The organism is Marinobacterium marisflavi (assembly GCF_982447095.1).
The window spans coordinates 143,018-161,127 of record NZ_OZ457898.1 but is presented as its reverse complement, the minus strand read 5'-3'; the positions used below and the strand labels follow the sequence as shown (position 1 = coordinate 161,127).

Annotated in this window: 11 protein-coding genes; 4 read left to right on the top strand and 7 right to left on the bottom strand. The window is 52.1% G+C overall.

Features of this window, described 5'->3' with window-relative positions; translation table 11 throughout:
* Positions 1–43: 43 nt before the first annotated feature.
* A complete protein-coding gene (locus AC1WNR_RS00765) occupies positions 44–490 on the top strand; it encodes a MaoC family dehydratase (RefSeq protein ID WP_481642655.1) in 447 nt (148 codons plus the stop codon).
* 14 nt (positions 491–504) lie between these two features.
* Here the strand turns inward: AC1WNR_RS00765 and AC1WNR_RS00760 are convergent, their stop codons facing one another.
* From AC1WNR_RS00760 to AC1WNR_RS00735, 6 genes are all read right to left on the bottom strand, one after another.
* Positions 505–1,740, bottom strand: coding sequence for a hypothetical protein (locus AC1WNR_RS00760; protein ID WP_481642654.1), 1,236 nt, complete (start codon positions 1,738–1,740; stop codon positions 505–507).
* On the bottom strand, positions 1,730–3,088 hold the full coding sequence (locus tag AC1WNR_RS00755) for a DUF6844 domain-containing protein (protein WP_481642653.1): 1,359 nt from the start codon (positions 3,086–3,088) through the stop codon (positions 1,730–1,732). Before AC1WNR_RS00755 ends, AC1WNR_RS00760 begins: the two co-directional genes overlap by 11 nt.
* A 5-nt stretch (positions 3,089–3,093) precedes the next feature.
* The gene (locus AC1WNR_RS00750) at positions 3,094–3,720 is read right to left on the bottom strand and encodes a penicillin-binding protein activator LpoB (protein ID WP_481642652.1); all 627 of its coding nucleotides are present in this window, start codon (positions 3,718–3,720) and stop codon (positions 3,094–3,096) included.
* A 14-nt stretch (positions 3,721–3,734) separates the two neighbouring features.
* Positions 3,735–5,210, bottom strand: coding sequence for a COG3014 family protein (locus AC1WNR_RS00745; RefSeq protein WP_481642651.1), 1,476 nt, complete (start codon positions 5,208–5,210; stop codon positions 3,735–3,737).
* 333 nt (positions 5,211–5,543) lie between these two features.
* The gene (locus AC1WNR_RS00740; RefSeq protein ID WP_481642650.1) at positions 5,544–7,217 is read right to left on the bottom strand and encodes a SulP family inorganic anion transporter; all 1,674 of its coding nucleotides are present in this window, start codon (positions 7,215–7,217) and stop codon (positions 5,544–5,546) included.
* A gap of 15 nt (positions 7,218–7,232) precedes the next feature.
* Positions 7,233–7,481, bottom strand: coding sequence for an RNA recognition motif domain-containing protein (locus tag AC1WNR_RS00735; protein ID WP_481642649.1), 249 nt, complete (start codon positions 7,479–7,481; stop codon positions 7,233–7,235).
* A 126-nt stretch (positions 7,482–7,607) separates the two neighbouring features.
* Between AC1WNR_RS00735 and recC the strand changes: the two genes are divergently transcribed.
* The 3 genes from recC to recD are packed head-to-tail and all read left to right on the top strand — an operon-like array spanning position 7,608 to position 16,950.
* Positions 7,608–11,153: an exodeoxyribonuclease V subunit gamma gene (gene recC, locus AC1WNR_RS00730; protein WP_481642648.1), complete on the top strand. Its 3,546-nt coding sequence runs from the start codon at positions 7,608–7,610 to the stop codon at positions 11,151–11,153.
* Complete coding sequence (gene recB, locus AC1WNR_RS00725) at positions 11,150–14,779, top strand: exodeoxyribonuclease V subunit beta (protein WP_481642647.1); 3,630 nt, start codon at positions 11,150–11,152, stop codon at positions 14,777–14,779. The genes recC and recB overlap by 4 nt, the downstream gene beginning before the upstream one ends.
* The gene (recD, locus tag AC1WNR_RS00720; RefSeq protein ID WP_481642646.1) at positions 14,776–16,950 is read left to right on the top strand and encodes an exodeoxyribonuclease V subunit alpha; all 2,175 of its coding nucleotides are present in this window, start codon (positions 14,776–14,778) and stop codon (positions 16,948–16,950) included. Before recB ends, recD begins: the two co-directional genes overlap by 4 nt.
* Here the strand turns inward: recD and AC1WNR_RS00715 are convergent.
* On the bottom strand, positions 16,947–18,089 hold the full coding sequence (locus AC1WNR_RS00715; RefSeq protein WP_481642645.1) for a mandelate racemase/muconate lactonizing enzyme family protein: 1,143 nt from the start codon (positions 18,087–18,089) through the stop codon (positions 16,947–16,949). The genes recD and AC1WNR_RS00715 overlap by 4 nt on opposite strands.
* Positions 18,090–18,110: the final 21 nt, after the last annotated feature.

Sequence of the window (18,110 nt, the reverse complement as noted above, 5' to 3'; positions counted from 1 at the left end):
CCTGCGGCCTAATGACTGACACCATATTAACGGAATTACGCAGATGAAATACTTTGAAGATCTCTATGTTGGCGAACGCTTTATCAGCGAAGAGTATGAGATGACCGAGGAGCGTATCATCGCCTTTGCCGAGCACTACGACCCTCAGGTTTTTCACCTTGATCACGAGCAGGCCAAGAAAACCTTTTTTGAGGGGCTCGCGGCTAGTGGCTGGCATACAGGTTCGGTAACTATGCGATTGATGGCACAGACTTTACCGATTGCGACAGGCGTCATAGGAGGCGGCGTCGACCTGCGTTGGCTCAGCCCGACAAGACCTGGCGATATTTTGCATATCGAAGTTGAGGTGATAGATTTAACCGAATCGCGCTCAAAACCCGATCGCGGCACCGTACAGATCCATGTAGAGACAAAAAATCAATACGGCGACCTACGTCAAACAATCGACACCCGCCTGTTGGTGTTTAAGCGTCCATTCAATATAGGTTAGGTGGACGTTAAAATCTAATTCAGGAAAGCGTCGTCTAACTTCCTTACCGAATCTGTCGTGTTCTGCTCGAGCTCTCGCTTAACGCTGGATTTCCGTTGCACCGACTTACGATCCTTAGCTTCATCCCAGCGGACAATGTAATCCTCGCCCTCTGAAAGCGACCCATCTTCTACCAGAAGCACGGAAAATTTGGGTTTGACATCAACGATCAAACCCGACGCTACCTGAACCTCCAAAGCACCCAGCGACTCACCACTTTGAGGGTCGACCAACGCCTCGCCGACTGAGTAAATATTGACCCTTTGTCCGAGAGCTACAGCACCATCTCCACGATTTAGCACGGCTTGAGAACCCATCACACGCGCAATCCGAGCCGGGTAAATAGCCTCCGTTAGGTCTGTGGCGGCAGACAAGGAGAGCTTATTCAGCTGCGCCGCCAACTTCGACCCTACGTCAGAGGGCTGTCTATTGGACTCGACCGCGATGACACCTCTTTTACGCCACTTTATTTCACGACTGGCGAACTCGACTACCTCAATGCTGTAGTTAAGGCCTGCCTCTGACGCATACAGACGCTCCCCAGTCGCTTTTATAACTCTTACAGGCAGTTCACGGTTGTAATAGCCCGAGGTCTGCACTAAAACAAGATAGTCAGCACCCTCACCTTGCCCTAACCTTGCGGCCTCTCCAAAAGCAGCATCGGCGCCCTGCACAAAAGCTTTCTCTCTATTAAAAGCGGTTTCAGAGTCCCGTTTTAGCAAATTAAAGCGGCGACTTGCGACAAGCGAGCTCTCGAGCGCACCGGCAAGACTGGAAGCTGATTTATTTTCAGCGTAGACAGCAACGGTTCGTCGATTATCGGCAGCGCCTAGCTTTTGATAGCTCTTGTAAAGCAAACGTACCTGCGCTTCCCACCCCATGCCGGTCTCAAAGGCGTTCAGAACCTCATACCCTACAACGGGCGTATTGTCCGGGGTGTTAGTCCTTTTACGGATCTCTCGACTTACGCTGGAAACGAGCTCTTCACTGCCGCTATCGTTGGAATATGACGAGTGTTCTGACGTGAATCGACTCAGTTCACCTTCGAGACGAAAACCGAAGGCTTTGCCGACCGCGTTTTCTAACGCTACGAGTACAGCTTCACCACGGCTATCACCGGTCCCACGTGCGTCTTTTGAAAGAGTTACAACCTGTGCATTGGCTCCGATCGCCAATGTGCAAGCCAAGACTGACAGAAACTTAAAAATCATCTGCACTGTTCTTCACCTTGCTGCCAGCTGATTGAGCTTCCCCTTGAGGTTGCTCAGCTATAGGCTTCTCGGTTAAAACTCGATCCGCGCGCTGTCCAGTAGCACGATTAATAGCGTCCTCAGCTCTCGGCGACCAATAGATAACAGAGCCGACCACATTAGCCTGAGCCTGTTCGTGAGGATATGCCCTATCCCAATGGATAGGATCAGACAGACCGGTTAAACGGACTGATCCGCGAGCTCGAAACTGCTCGGTACTACGCTCAACAATCTCACTGACATCTTCTTCAGTTCGTGTAGTGCCCTCAGTAGTCTGGTTCACTTTTACGAAACTATTGGAGAACTCCTCGCGAGATGTCTCGTTAAGAAAATTCGCCTGGCTGTCAAGGAACAGTGTCAATTGCTCAAGCGCACCCGCATCAGCCTGATTCAAGGCACTCCGGCGACGGCGCTCATTCGCCTTAGCCATACCCTCCTGTGGTACATACCCCCACTGGCCATAACTCGCGAGGAGCGGTAAACCGGTGGAGTCATAAAGTTTGCGAATACCCCATTCGTAAACAATTGAGCCGTCATCAATCTCAGACTCTACTGAAAGTTCAAACGGCATGGCGGACGCTCTCGAGGCGTCGGGCTTCATACTCTCTCCACCTAAAATCGCTTGAACAAACTCACGATTCTTCTCGGAGTAAACCGCCATTATGGATACCGATGCCCGGCCATTACAATCCACTGCTTCAAACGATTTAACTGGAATCACACCCGCAGCGGCTCCAAAAGCTCGTCTCGACGTCTTGCGCGCAATTGACTCCCTGAAAAGATCAACGCGCTTTTCACGGGTTGCCCCTTTAATTTCAGCATCAGACACTCCCTCCTCGCGTAGGGCATTGTCCAATTTCGCCTCAGTTAATCTGAGTGCTTTATCCCCGATACGCACCCATTCATCGCTTCGGTCCGAGTCATTGAATTGCAGATCAACAGAGGCCGGTTCTGCGTTGTACTCTTCAGTGACAATCTCGGCCGCAAGCTCTGACTGTTTCTTCAATATAAATTTAGCTTGAACGTTCACCAGAGCCTTTGCATAGGCAAAATCGCGGGACTTGGCAAAGTCAGGGTGGCTGACGTTTCGATCAACAGAAATAGCTTCGCTTCGCAATGAAACTAGTGAGCCAGCTTCTGCTCGACTAGCAATTGCCGCGCCAAAGTCAGTCTGTCTAAAGGCACGCATCTGCTTCTCAATGACTTCGGACGCAGAAGGCTGTGCAACTGCGTTATCGCAAGTATTCGCAACCGCGTAACCATTAAACGAAACGCTAGCAAGTACGAGAGTTAGGCTGATAAAGCGCATATCAATCACCACGCAAAGTTTTTGTTTGAACCCGTCTTATCGATTTCTATGTAACTATCAAACAACACATAACCCCTCACTTTATCGACCACCTCGAGCATAAAGGCATAATTCAGCTGCTGTTTTTTGCCATCACCTGAGCGCGTTGCATCAACGACGATTGCGCCGGTCAAATAGATTTCCGGAGCGGCGAGAGTTCCATCCTGAGCAACCGTTGATTGATCAAAGAGCTTTGAGTCTTGAAGCTCTCGCTCATCAATTATCGCTTTTGTTTGATCTGCGCCAATTGCGTTAGTGAAACGGAATCGATTCGATTGACGCAATTTGCGTTTGATCTGAGCAGTCAGTCTTCGGGTTTCGAAATTATTTAGGGTATCGTTAATGATTTGATCTACGGCAATCACATATCGACCACCACCCGGTTTCATTGACTCTGGCGCCTCCAAGAACTGCTGAACCGCTTCATTAGCTGCATAACCTATGTCAGTGCTAGTAATAGAAAATGACTCGTAAGCATTTTTGTTTCCGGTCGCCGAACCGGATAACGGATTCGTTGAGACGACTGCTGGATTGGATGTGCATCCCGCAAGTGCAAAAAGAGCTAGGAGTGCAATGGATCTGTACTTAATCATATTATTTTCCTTGGTTACTCAGCAGGTGCCCAGTTGGTGACATACTCTACCGCCCGGTCGTTCGCAGGCAGACGCTGTGCGTAGACTTTCACATCCCCGCCGCGAGTCTGTTGGCGAACGTAAATCAGCTGGTGTCCGGGTAATGCTGGCACTGTTACGATTGGATTGCCAACGGCATCGAAAATTTTGATTGCCTCAGTGCCAGATTTCTTAAAAGACGCCATCTGGATTTGGTTGGGAAGATTTACCCAGTGGCGAGTATCTGCCCTTGTCAGTGCAGCTTGAGTTCCTGCGACCGCAACTTTCATCAGCAGCCCTGCGAGTGGGTTGTCCACTTCCTGATCAATTGCTTTGTTCGCTGCAACCTGGGCAACTGTTTTTATAATTGCACTGGTAACTTCTTTTGCAACCTTCTTGTCATACGCAGCGCTGAACTCTAACGAAGCTATGCGGTTCATGTCAGTAACGGGCACCGTATCAGCTGCCAGAGAGCCTTGGGTGAGGGTCAAGCTTGGATTGTTCACATACCCTCGTCTAAACTCAGGTAGTGCGACCCCCGCATACAGTAGGTCATCACTGACAAGTGCTAGGGGAAGATCAACACGGAACTCTTCGATAGATGGCCCGCTACCGTCTTCATAAAGAACGAATACATGGTCTGCTTTTAGATTGGCGAAGCTTTGTTCAAGTGCCCCTGCGAATCGGCGAGCGGTCGCGTCAGGCGCTTTGGCCTGAACCGCTTTGATTGCACGCTTAGTGCGATCGCTAGAACGATCAGCGCTTGCTGAAGAGGTCTGTCGAAACAGAGCATTCACCAAATCACCTGAGGGTGAGCGTATTTGAGCAGCCATCTGATTTTCAGGAAGGTTGGCCAAACCCTGCGCAAAATTCACATCGGCATCAGCTACTGTCTGCTCGACGATCTCCCGGTCTTGCTGGTCGTCAACCTCTATATCGGCGTCATTAAGCGAACGAGTATACGACTGGAGCTGGATTTCAGCGTTGCCCTGGCGCTCCTCCAGCCTATTGAATGAAACACGCGCGCTACTCTCGTCACCCAGCATTAAGTTGTTGATGGCTTGGTAGTAGTCCAACATCAACCCTTCATAAATTTTTCCGTTGTACCCAGCCAAAGTGTCGTTTGTCAGAGTCGTTCCAATAAACTTTACCGCCTCCGAAGGGGTATCTATCGTATCTTCCTTCCACATTAACTGCTGACCAGCTGTATCGAGTACCTCACGGCTCTGCTCCCACATACCTGCGTCATGAAGCGCTTTACCCGCAACCAACAACTCGTGAAGGTCATCAGGATTCACTGAGGGGGCTCCCGAGTCGTCGAGAAAGGCTTGTGCTGCGCCTTTGTAGCCATAGATCCCAACTGATTCGTTTGAACTGTTCACCGCCGCGTTAGGCACGCAACCTAGAATGAAGGCGGCCGATAGCGTAACTAACGACAGCCGCAGCGCTGTTTTTGTAACTTTGGTTTGCATGCGTACCCCTAACCAGATGGTTTTTAAGATTATATAGATTGGCATTAGTATCTTTTACGACATTTGTACGCATACGGACCACATTGGCTTATTTGCACCACGCACTTTCAAAGGCCCGCGGCTAACGCACGGTAATCACATCTGCTAATTGATGTCTGATCTTTAGAGCCAGATCGGGCCTGACCTGCAGGGCTAGCGTGGAAAAACACCTAAAAAAGGAATCGATATGAGCGAGGAGATACTAAAACCAACAGTGTTTACAACCAGACAACTCTTCAAGCTCGCAGGGCTGTAAACAGTCGAGCTCAAAGAGTTTAATTGTGTTCGCGAGCGTTATCTTTGCGTGTCCGAGCGGACATCAATTTCTAAATTTTCCAACACCTGTCTCAGGGCCCCAGTGCGAGAATGCGCAAAATTCTCGAGTGGCAGGCGTTCGCCAATACCGAGGTTCATCAGCTTATCCTTGGCCAGATCTGAACCGATAACTAATCCCACATGCTTACCGGCATCGAGCGCTTCGTAGATAACGTTCTCTAGCGACAACGCCATGGTGTCATCTATATAAGTTACCTCACTGATATCGAAAATAACTGCGTCGTGTTTATCGATATTTTTGCGCTCACGCGACAACGCCTTGGCCACGCCGAAGATCATTGCACCCGACAAATACAGCAGTAGGACTCGCCCATCGGCAGCATTGAGAAGATCGCGTTGCTCATCATCCAGCGGAATCGAATCATCCACATCGGACATCGAACGCACGTTCTCCTCTTCGGCAGCGGATAGCTTCTGGATAATGATGATGTTAGCGACAAACACACCCACGCCAACAGCAACGATGAGGTCAACAAAGACTGTCAGCACCAGCACCGCATACATAATCATCGTGCTGTATTTCGACACTTTATGAACACGACGGATGAACGACCAATCAAGGATATCCAGCCCGACTTTGACGGCAATCCCTGCCAGCACCGCTAGCGGAATACTCTCAATCAGTCCCGCCAAACCAAACACGGCGATACAGAGCGCAACAACTCGGATGACTCCTGATAGGGCTGTACGCCCACCTGCCTGAATATTGACCACAGTGCCCATGGTGGCGCCGGCACCAGGCAGACCACCAAAGAGGCCAGACATAATGTTACCCAAACCCTGACCGACCAGCTCTTTATTGGAGTTGTGCTCGGTGCGCGTCAAGTTATCCGCAATGACTGACGTGAGCATGGAGTCAATACACCCCAGCATACCCAACACCATCGCATCGACCAGCATGACTGCGAGCTGCTCGTGGGTGAAATAGGGCATATTTACCGATGGCAGCGAGGCGTTGACCTCTCCGATACGGCGCACATCGATATCCGCAAATATGAATAGCGCTGAAAAGAGCGAGATCCCTACTAGCGCAACCAACTGGGGCGGCACCAACTTGCGGTACTTCTCTGGCATCTTAAACAGCACAGCAAGAGTAAGAGCGAACAGCAGCAGCTCAATGAACTCTATGTTCATAATCAGCTCAGGCAGTGACATCAACGAGCCAACTACGCCACCCGGAGGCGCCCGCTGACCCAGCGCCGGTGCCAACTGCATCAAGATCAGAATAACGCCAATACCGGACATGAATCCGGATACGACGGAGTACGGCATCAACGTGATGTACTTTCCAAGGCGAAGATAGCCGAAAACTATTTGGAAAATACCGGCAAGGATGACGACGGTGAACGCCATAGCCAATCCATTCTCCGGGTCGGCGGCGATCAACGAACTGACGACTGCGGTCATCACAACGGTCATCGGACCTGTAGGTTCGGAGATCAGAGTGGAAGTGCCACCAAAAAGTGCGGCGAAAAGACCGATAAGAATGGCGCCGTAAAGACCTGCCTCAGCACCGGCGCCGGAAGCCACACCAAAGGTCAGTGCCAAAGGCAGAGAGACAACCGCGGCCGTCACACCACCTAAAAGATCGCCTCGGGCATTGCTGAGATTAAGTCGATTCAGTGCAAGCATGTTAAAACCTCAGCCCTATACCGGTTTATCCTCAGCTCTCTTTACGCGAATGATATTGCCGTTAACCAGCGTGTTATTGAGATTTTTCATCGCCGCTTTGGCTTCGCCTACCTTAGGCATTTCGACAAAACCGAACCCTTTTGACCCACCGGTTACAGAGTCCATAACCAAGTTGCAGTACTGCACGCTGCCGTAACTTTCGAATAGTTCCAATAAGTCAGCTTCAGTTGTTGAGCGAGCGAGGTTGCGAATAAGGAGTTTCATCGGATTTCCATGACTGTTCTTCGATGGAGCAAGTATAAGGGATTTGATTCTGATTCGCTCCTAACTGAGTGCAGAACATGCTATTTTTCAATCTCCTAGCGCCCGTTTTCCAGAAAAGAGATTTTAATGCCGGCACCGAATGACAGTGGCTTTATCGCGATTCACGGCAACCGCCTTGAGGATCTGCGCCAATCACTGATCACCTTCCTGCGCACCGCTCCGCTGGACCCTTTTGATGAGGATGTGGTGCTGGTGCAGAGTAACGGTATCGCGCAATGGTTGAAGCAATCGATCGCAACCAATCCAGGCAGTGATGCGTCTGTGGGCGGTTTAGGCATCGCCGCTGATCTCAAATTTCAGTTGCCCGCCGAATTTATCTGGAGCGTTTACCGCTCAGTTCTGACAGAAAGTGAAGTTCCAAAGAGCTCTCCGTATGACAAACGCCCACTGAGCTGGCGCCTGTATGGTCTACTGCCAACCTTGATTAATCAACCTGTTTACGGGCCGCTTAAACGCTTTATTGAAGGCGAAGAACCGCTAACAAGAACCTATCAGCTTGCAGAGAAACTGGCCGACCTCTATGACCAGTATCAGGTCTATCGTGCCGACTGGTTGGCGCATTGGGAGGGGGGAGCCGACTCGATCCTAAGCAGCAGCGGATTTGAAACCGCATTAAGTGACGATGACACTTGGCAGTCCGCTTTGTGGCGCGCTATCTGTGCAGATATACATACGCAGCGCAATCAAGAAGCGAATACCAGTCGCTCGCGCGTTCACACGCATTTCGTTGAGCAGGCAAAAAGGCTAAGCGCGATTCCGGTCGGTGCCAAGCTACCCAAACGCGTGTTTGTATTTGGCGTCTCGTCTCTACCCTGGCAGACACTCGAGGCGCTCGCACTGCTGAGCCGTTTCTCTCAAGTTATCTTCTGTGTGCTGAACCCGAGCCAGTACCATTGGGCTGAGATCATCAGTGACCGCGAGCTGCTGACAGCCGAAAGGCGCCGCGGCAAAGAGAAAGATGGATTTGAGCCCGGTTGCCAGTTAGAAGCGCTGCACGGCCACGCCAACCCACTGCTGGCTGGATGGGGCAAGCAGGGGCGTGATTTTCTGCGCATGCTCGATGAATTTGATGACACCCAAGCACGTGCGGCAGCCTACCGGCTATACCGTAACGAGATCGACCTCTTCTTCCCACATAGCGAGACCGATGCTCCTTCTCTGCTGCACCAAATACAGGACGATATTTTCCACCTTAGTGATCTTGAAGAGGTCAAGAAGGAGCAACGCCAACTCGATCTCGGCAGCGATCACTCTGTGGCGTTTCATCTCGCTCACAGCCCACTGCGCGAGGTTGAGATTCTACATGACCAGCTGCTCGCGGCTTTCAACGCAGATCCACAACTACAACCACGCGACGTCATGGTGATGGTGCCGGACATCAATGTCTATGCCCCGTTCATCAAAGCCGTCTTCAGCCAGTATCCAAGAGAGTCAGCACAGCATATTCCTTTCAACATTGCTGACCTTGGGCAACGCGGTCAAAGTCCGCTGCTCAGCGCGCTAGAGATATTACTGTCGCTGCCGCAGGCTCGCTGCAGTGTCAGTGAAGTGATGAGTCTGTTGGAGGCGCCCGCCTTGCGCAATCGCTTCAATATCGCCGAATCAGACCTTGAACTGATCGCGCAGTGGATCGACGGCACGCACATTCGCTGGGGTCTAGATGCCGACCAGCGTGGCAGTTCTGACAACCCGGCTATCGGAGCCCGTAACACCTGGCTCTCTGGCGTTCAGGCAATGCTAGTTGGCTTCTCACTGGGCCAACAGGAGGCTTGGATGGATATCCAAGGCTATAGCGAAATATCCGGAAGTGAGATAGCCATTGCGGGTAACCTAGCCACCTTTGTTGAGGCACTGCAGCAACTGACCCATAACTTAGGTCAAATACAGACAGGCCGAAACTGGATAGAGCGTATCAAACAGCTGCTGCAGCAGTTTTTTGCCGCAGAAGAGCCAGCCGATGAGCTACTGATCGATCGATTAGGGCATCAACTTCAGCGCTGGCAGGACGAGCTTGAGATCGGTAGCGGACTCGATCAGGAGATCCCACTGCTGATCGCCCGTGAACGGGTTATTGGATCAATGGACGAGACGAACCTAAGGCAGCGGTTCCTCTCAGGAAGCGTCAACTTCTCTACGCTGATGCCAATGCGCTCGATCCCTTTCAAGATGATCTGTCTACTAGGTATGAATGACGGCGACTACCCGCGCAGTCGCACACCGATGGACTTTGATCTCATGTCTCGCGAGTATCGCCCCGGCGATCGCTCACGCCGCAATGACGACCGTTACCTCTTCTTGGAGGCGCTACTATCTGCTCGCGAAAAGCTCTACATAAGCTGGGTCGCCCGTAGCATACTAGATGACTCCGAACGCCCAGCCTCGGTGCTAGTTGAGCAGTTACAGGACTACATCAATCTGCTCTGGAGCAGCCCAGTTGCAGACAAAAGCAGCTCGCAACTACTCAGCACGATCCACCCGCTGCAACCGTTCAGCCCTCGGTACTACGCATCAGAGAACCGAGCGGAATCACTCGATACAGTGCTAAAACAGCGCCAACTCTTCACCTACAATACGAGTTGGAGAGACGCGCTTGACAGATCTAGCTGCGGATCCAGAGATAGTGAACGCCCACTATCTTATATTCAGCCTGATGAGCCGCTCAGTTTTAAAGCGATCGCTAACTTCCTGAAGAACCCAATCGCTTACTTCTATAATCAGCGGTTGAATATCTGGTTCACTGATCTGCAGGAAATCGATACGGACAACGAGCTGTTCACCTTCAGCCATCTGCAGAAGGCCATTTTTGAGTCGCAACTGATTCAAAAAGTTGTGCAGAAAAGTGCCGACACCCCAGCCTTTGAACGCAGCTTGCAACAGCAGCTGGAACGCTGGGCGGGCAGTGGTGCGATCGGTGTCGATAGCATCGAGAGGCAACTATCAAAGGTGATCAGCTCCAACATGCCCAATCTTTTTGAGCGCTATTGCGAACTGCTGACGCACTGGTCAATGAGCGCTCCTGATCAACTCTTTGCTCTGGAGTACTGCAACGAGCAGGGCACTATCGAGGTTGCCGATCGGATAACAGAACTGAGAACAAACACAGAGGGCGAACGCGCGCGTATCCATATTTCGGGTTCTAAACTGCTGGATAGTCAGAACAAAAAGCGCGTTCGATATGAGAAGCTTCTTAACGACTGGGTTGTTCACCTAGCAGGGCAACTCGATGGAGTAGGGTTCCGAAGCTTTATCCTCAGCAAGGAGGAGGATTGCTGCATCGAACTGCCTCAACTAACTGCCGAAAAGGCGCGCCCACTGTTCGACGCGATCATGGCGGGCTGGATCAGAGGTATGACTCAACCGCTACCCGTTCTGCCAGAAGTGGCTTACGAAATGCTCGAAGCTGCAGTTAAACTCGATGCAGAGAAGGTGCGCGATAAGGCTGCTGCCAAGTATGAGACACAGCTCAAAGATTATGATCGCGGCTACCTTGCACGCGCTTACCCAAATTTTGAGTCACTCTATGATTCTGAGAATTTTACTCTCTACACGGGCCAGATCTATGAGCCGCTCCGTCTGATACATCTGAGTGCTCGCGGCGAGGTGGAAGCATGAGCCAACGCCACACACTCGAGCCATTAAAACTACCTCTGGTTGGCAGCCACCTGATTGAGGCGAGCGCGGGTACCGGGAAAACCTTTACCATCGCCCTGCTCTACGTCCGCCTTGTGCTGGGCCAACCTAAACTATCGAACGCTGAATTGGCCGCCGGTCTGCTGCCACAGAATCTGCTGGTGGTGACTTTTACCGAAGCGGCTACTAAGGAGCTGCGCGAGCGTATTCGCAAACGATTAACTCAGGCGGCTGAGGTGTTTGCCGGCGACGTCGAGCGCAACTCAGATAACGAGATACTTTTCATGCTGCGTGAGCAGTTCGATGAGTCCGAGCACAAAACACAACAGGCTAAGCTGCTATTGGCGGCCGAGTGGATGGATGAAGCGGCAATATCCACCATCCATGGTTGGTGTTACCAGATGCTGCAGGAGCACGCCTTCGACAGCGGCAATCTGTTTAGTCAGACGCTGGTCACCAGCATCAAAGAGCTGCAACTTGCGGCACTTCGTGACTATTACAGGACCGAGGTCTATCCACTCATTGGGGCATGTGCCGATCGCTATCTAGGCCTCTACCCAGACCCTGAAATCCTGTTCAAAAAGGTCAAAGGTCTGGGAGGTGGCATAGATAGTGATAATCACTCTCTAGGTGAACTCCTCAATAATTTTGAGCAGGCGTTCGAGGCTGAACTGGCACGACTCAAGGCTCTACCCTGGTCTGAATGGTACGACGAGATCCCCGATCTGCTGCAGAGCTTCAATAAGGTCAACAAGCTAAACGGCACCAGTAAAAACTCGATGGTTAAAGCCTGGGACAAGCTTTTAGATTGGGCTGAAAGCGATGAGTCCTTCCCGGAAAGTTTTGCTACCAGTAAAGGTTTCCAAAATCAGCGGCCCGAACGACTGCGCGAGATGATGGCTGAGCCTCCGGCCCAGGTCGACCACCCCGCTTTTGTGGCGATCGATCAGCTTTACCAGTTGCAAGCCAAACTAAACAACCTAACCGAGCCACTGCTTAAGCACGCTTCCGACTGGCTCAACAAGCGAGTCAGCGCACAGATGCGCAAGCGAGCAGAGCTTGGGTTTAACGACCTTCTAGACAACCTTCATGCTGCGCTGCATGGGCCCCGTGGTGAACACTTGGCACGTCAGATTCGAGCGCAGTTCCCAGCCGGCCTGATAGATGAGTTTCAGGATACTGACCAGATACAGTATGAGATTTTTGATCGTATCTATAGTGTTGCGGATAACGATCAGAACTCCTGCTTCGTAATGATCGGCGATCCAAAACAGGCCATCTACGGCTTCCGTGGTGCCGATATCTTCACCTATCTGAATGCACGCAACAGTGTCGCCGACCGCGTCCATACGTTGGGTCGGAATTTCCGTTCGCACCAGGCAGTGGTCGACGCGGTGAACCGACTCTTCTTGCATGCGGACAAAACATCGGAGGGAGCTTTCCTGTTTGGTTCGGGCGAAGAGTCTGACCTTCCTTTCGAGAAGATGGCTGCTAATGGTACTAAAAAGAATTTTTACGTTGACCGCCAGTCCCAGAAAGCACTGACACTCTGGGCGTTTGATCCTCCCGAGGGTAAGAAAAAGGGCGAATTCAAAACACTCGGGACCATAGAAACGCGCAAACTTCTCGGAGCCGTCTGTGCTAGTCAGATTGTTGAACTGTTGAGCAACCGCAAAGCCGGTTTCGCCGCAGCTTTGGATGACACAGAGTTTAGACGGGTCGAACCGGGCGACATCGCAATCTTGGTAAACAATCGCACCGAAGCAGATGCAGTGCGCGCAGCGCTGGCTGAACGTCAGGTAAAAAGCGTCTATCTATCCGATCGCAGCTCGGTACTGCTATCCAAGCAGGCACAGGAGCTCCTGCACTGGATTCGCGCCTTTGCAGAACCCCGTCGCCTCGACCTGCTGCGCGCGGCTCTAGGCACAGCTTCAGTTGCACTGACTCACGCTGAACTTGAGGCCATTAACTCGGATGAGCTTGAGCTCGGCCGAGTGCTAGAGCAGTTCGAAGAGTACCAACGACAGTGGCAGCGCAATGGCATCTACGCCACGCTGCGACGCTACCTCAACGACTATCAGGTGCCGGCAAAGCTGCTAGCTAATCACAACGAACGCGCGCTGACCGATATTCTGCATTTGGGTGAGCTGCTGCAGAGTGAAAGCATGCAGTTGGATGGTGAACATGCGCTAATTCGCCAATATGAGGCGATGCTCCTGAGTGCCGATGAGGAGAGTGAGCACCTTAATATGCGCTTGGAGAGCGATGCCAACCTGGTACAGGTGGTCACGGTGCACAAATCCAAAGGTCTTGAATATCCGCTGGTGTTTCTACCTTTCGGCACCAGCCTGCGTAGCGAGACGAAAAACAAAGATCACGTACGCTATCACGACAGCGACAACCGCTGGGTTACCCGTTTTAACCCAACAGAAGCGGAGTTAGAAGCCGCAGATCGTGAACGCCTTGCTGAGGATCTGCGCAAGCTCTATGTCGCCCTAACGCGTGCCAAATACGCGATGTGGGTTGGAGCAGCTGCAACTGAGAACTGGCACATCAGCGCACTAGGCTATGCGCTGGGTATGTCGGAATCTCCCGGGTCCGAGATATCGCCGGCACTGCAGCAACTGGCGGATGATGACCTAATTAAACTCATCTGCGAGCCTGAAGCAGATCAACAGATCTACAACGACTCAGATGAGATGCAGTTGGGCAGCGCGCTAGCGGCTCAACAGAAGTTAGAGCAGAACTGGTGGATCGCCAGTTATTCGCGCATTCAGTACGAGGCAAAGAGCCTTGGTGATATCGATGACCCAAGTGCCGAGAAACGTGCCGACGAGCATGAGCCTCCTGTAGAACAGAGCCCAACCCTAACTAAACTCGAGGGTTTCCACGCCTTTGTTAAAGGTGCGGGACCCGGTGACTTCCTGCACTCAATCCTCGAGTGGTGCTGCGAACAAGGCTTCAACCGCATAGACGAAAAGCTGTTGCAGGCTGAAGTACAACGCCGTTGCGAATCGAAGAACAGTCCGGACTACGATCCTAAACTTGTGACTGAATGGATACAGGCAATTATCTCTCGACCTTTCACGCTTCCAAACGGCGACTCTTGCTCTCTGAACGGGCTGGAATCTGCCAAAGCTGAGATGGAGTTTTGGTTTGAGGTGAATGATTTGAAAGTGGTCGAGCTGGACCAATTGATCAATCGACTTGCCCCAACAACCGTTCCTCGCCCGGCCGCCAAAGAGCTAGAGTTCAACGGCATGCTCAAAGGGTTTATCGATCTCACCTTTAAGCACCAAGGTCGCTACTATGTGCTGGACTACAAATCGACTTTTCTCGGGCCAGATGATAGCGCATACAGCCAAGAGAAGATGCTGCTTAAAACCCTAGAGAAGCGCTACGACCTGCAGTATTTGATCTACACGCTAGCACTGCATCGCTACCTGCGCAGTCGGCTGCCCGATTATGACTATGACAAACATATAGGTGGTGCTCTAGTGATGTATCTTCGCGGAATTAATAGCGAGACGTCCGGAATTTTAGGCGATCGTCCTCCAAAAGCACTGATTGAGCAGATGGACCGACTGTTTGCAGGAGCCGCATTATGAGTCGCAATATGCTTAGCGTTCTGCAGCACTGGTTAGACGCGGAATGGATTCGTGCAGTGGATCTGCAGTTTGCCAAACAGCTTGTAAAGTTGACTCCAATTAGCGATCAGAAGAGTGCCGATAGCGCTCTACTGCTCCTAGCACTCTTGAGTCATCAAGTTGGTCGTGGGCACGTCTGTATCGACCTAGCTGGCCTGCTGAGCGAACCCAATTCACAGCTTGCGATACCGCCACCTGAAAAGCGTTATCCACAGTCTAAACTCGCTGCAAAAGAGGCTGCAGAAGCAAATTTGCCCGCGAGCCTGCTAAGCGAACTTAACCCTGATGCGGCTGAACAACTTCTGCTGCACACTGAACTGGCCAGTGATGGCACAAAGGTCACACCGCTCGTCATTGATTCGCAGCGTCTCTACATGCGCCGTTACTGGCTGTACGAGCAGCAGGTCACGACAGCGATTCAGAGCAGACTTACCCGACGTGAGGGGCTGAACGATAAGGCTTCAGAACGCTCGCAAGCAATGCAGCAGACCCTGAACCATCTGTTCAATGCGACCGATGCCGTTGACTATCAGCGCGCTGCCTGTGCGCTAGCCGCGCGCAGCCATTTTGGTTTGATCACTGGAGGCCCCGGCACTGGTAAAACCACAACCGTGATCAAACTCCTAGCGCTACTCCAGGCCCAAGCAAAAACGGATTCAGCACGCACAGAGCAAGCCTATCGTATCGAACTCGCAGCACCCACTGGAAAGGCTGCAGCGCGCCTCAACGAGTCGATTCGTTCAGCGGTAGATGCTATCGAACCCCAACTCCAAGCCTGCGGCCTAACTAAAGCAGACCTACCGTCAAGAGTGCGCACCTTGCACCGCCTATTGGGTTCACAACGCTTTAGCCGCGAGTTCCGCCACAACAGCGATAATCCACTGCCGATCGATGTACTGGTAATCGACGAAGCCTCAATGGTTGATCTGAGCATGCTGGCGGCGGTTGTAGGTGCGTTACCAACCGATGCACAACTCATTCTACTGGGTGACCAAGACCAGCTCGCATCCGTTGAAGCGGGTTCAATATTGGGCGAGCTATGTTCTCGTTCAAGAGACGGACACTATCTCCCCACGACTGTTGATTGGCTCAGGCAAGTTGCTGGTATCAAACTACCCGCAACACTCACAGATGAGCAGGGTCAGGCACTCGACCAATCCGTTGCAATGCTGCGTCACAGCTATCGCTTCGATGCAGCTTCAGGTATCGGCCAATTGGCTACGGCAATCAATACCGACCAGTCACTTAATGAGATCCTAAACGCATCCATCGCGGGGGATTACGCCGACATACACTTTGTGAGTCCCGAAAAAACTGAGGCGACCGAGCGTTCTGAGGCCCTGCTGCGGCTAACCGAGCAACAGGCCTGCCTGAACACGGCGCCTAGTGATGCTGCAAAAGTGAGTTACGCCGGTTATCTGAAACGCTTGTCCGAGCTGCGACTGACAGCTGAGACTACCTACGAAGCTCGCAATGTAGCGGCTGCCGAACTGCTCCAAGCCTATAGTCGCTTCCAACTGCTCACCCCGGTACGTCAGGGTGACTTCGGCGTAACCGAGCTAAACAAACGTATCGAACAGAAGCTTCACGCCTTGAAGCTGATCGACAACAGCAACGAGTGGTACCACGGGCGCCCGATTATGATCAGCGCGAATGACTACAACGTCGGTTTGATGAACGGTGATGTGGGTATCTGCTTGGTTATTGGTGATCGCCCCTTAGTCGCCTTCATGCCAACCGAGACGAATGAACAGATGCGCTGGATACCACCCAGCCGTCTTCCGGCTCACGAAACAGTCTTTGCGATGACAGTCCACAAATCCCAAGGATCGGAGTTTGAGCACTGCGCGCTGCTGCTACCACCTCAGGATAGCCCCGTACTGACACGTGAGTTGGTCTACACCGCCATCACCCGCGCCCGCAGCTTTTTCACACTGATTTCAGAACGCCCTGATCACCTATTAACAATCGCCCAACGACGCACGGAACGCGCCAGCGGCTTGGGTGCAGCCCTATTCGGCGCAATAGAAACTAGCGAAGAAATATCGCCTGTAGGAGCGAGCGAAGCACGCAATGGCGATCAGACCGATGCCCCAAAACCTAATCCAGACGAACAGTTAGATCTCTTCTAAACGGCGTAGCGCGCTAACACTTCGCGGTTAACCTCAACGCCGATCCCCGGAGCATCTGGAATCTGCACCCGGCCAGCTTGCATCTGAATGCCATCAAAGATCAGCTCGCGACGAAACGGGTGTGACGAACGGTCAAACTCCAACATCGGCTCAACAGGATTAAGCGTCAGCGGTAGAGAGGGTAACGCAGCGATGAACTGTAAGGATGCCGCCAGGCCGACACCTGAACCCCAAACATGAGGAGTCATCGGTGTATGAGCAGCTTGTGCCAGCGCAGCGATCTTCTTCAGTTCCGTGAAACCACCTGAAGAGCAGAGGTCAGGCTGAATTAGATCCAGCGCTCGCGCCTCAAGCCAAGGCGCATAACCCTGCTTACCAAAGAGCTGCTCGCCTGCGGCAATAAGTGATGAGGATAACCCTTTGAGCTCTCGGTAACCTTTGAGATCTTCGGGTGCTAACAGCTCCTCGTAGAAGTAGAGATTGGCGTCACGAGTCGCTTCAATCAGCTTGCGTGCGCTGCCCACCGAGTAGGCCGCATTGGCATCGGCCATGATTCTAACGTCTGGCCCTATAACATCCCGTATCGCATTCACAAGAGCGATATCTTCATCGACTCCGAAGCCAATTTTGAGCTTAAAGGCGTTGAAACCTGCTTCAACGTAGCTCTGAGCTTCAACGATCGAATCTTCAGGATAGTTTGCGCCCTCAACCCTGTAGAAACCTGTCGCATAGGGCTGCACATCGCTACGAAAAGCGCCACCTATAAGCTTGTGAATCGGCTTGTTTAGCGAACGGCCAATCAGGTCCCAGAGGGCAATATCGACGCCACTAATCGCGTTGACGGCGGCCCCGCCTTGGCCATAAGGCTGAGTGGTGTTGTACATCCGCTCCCAAAGAAGCTCTACATCCAAAGGATCAGCGCCCAAAAGGATCGGACGAAACACATGTTCGATAAAGGCAGCGGCTATTTGCGGCGGCTGCAGGCCGTGGCAGAGTGACTCCCCCCAACCCGTCAGGCCATCATCTGATACCAGTTCGACGATGACTGAGCTGCGCTGATGCACCCACCCTTGGGAGAAGTAGAAGGGCGTCTCCAATGGCACTGATATCGGATGAACCCTGACCTCTGCAATTCTCATACGCGCCTCTCTTGATTGTAT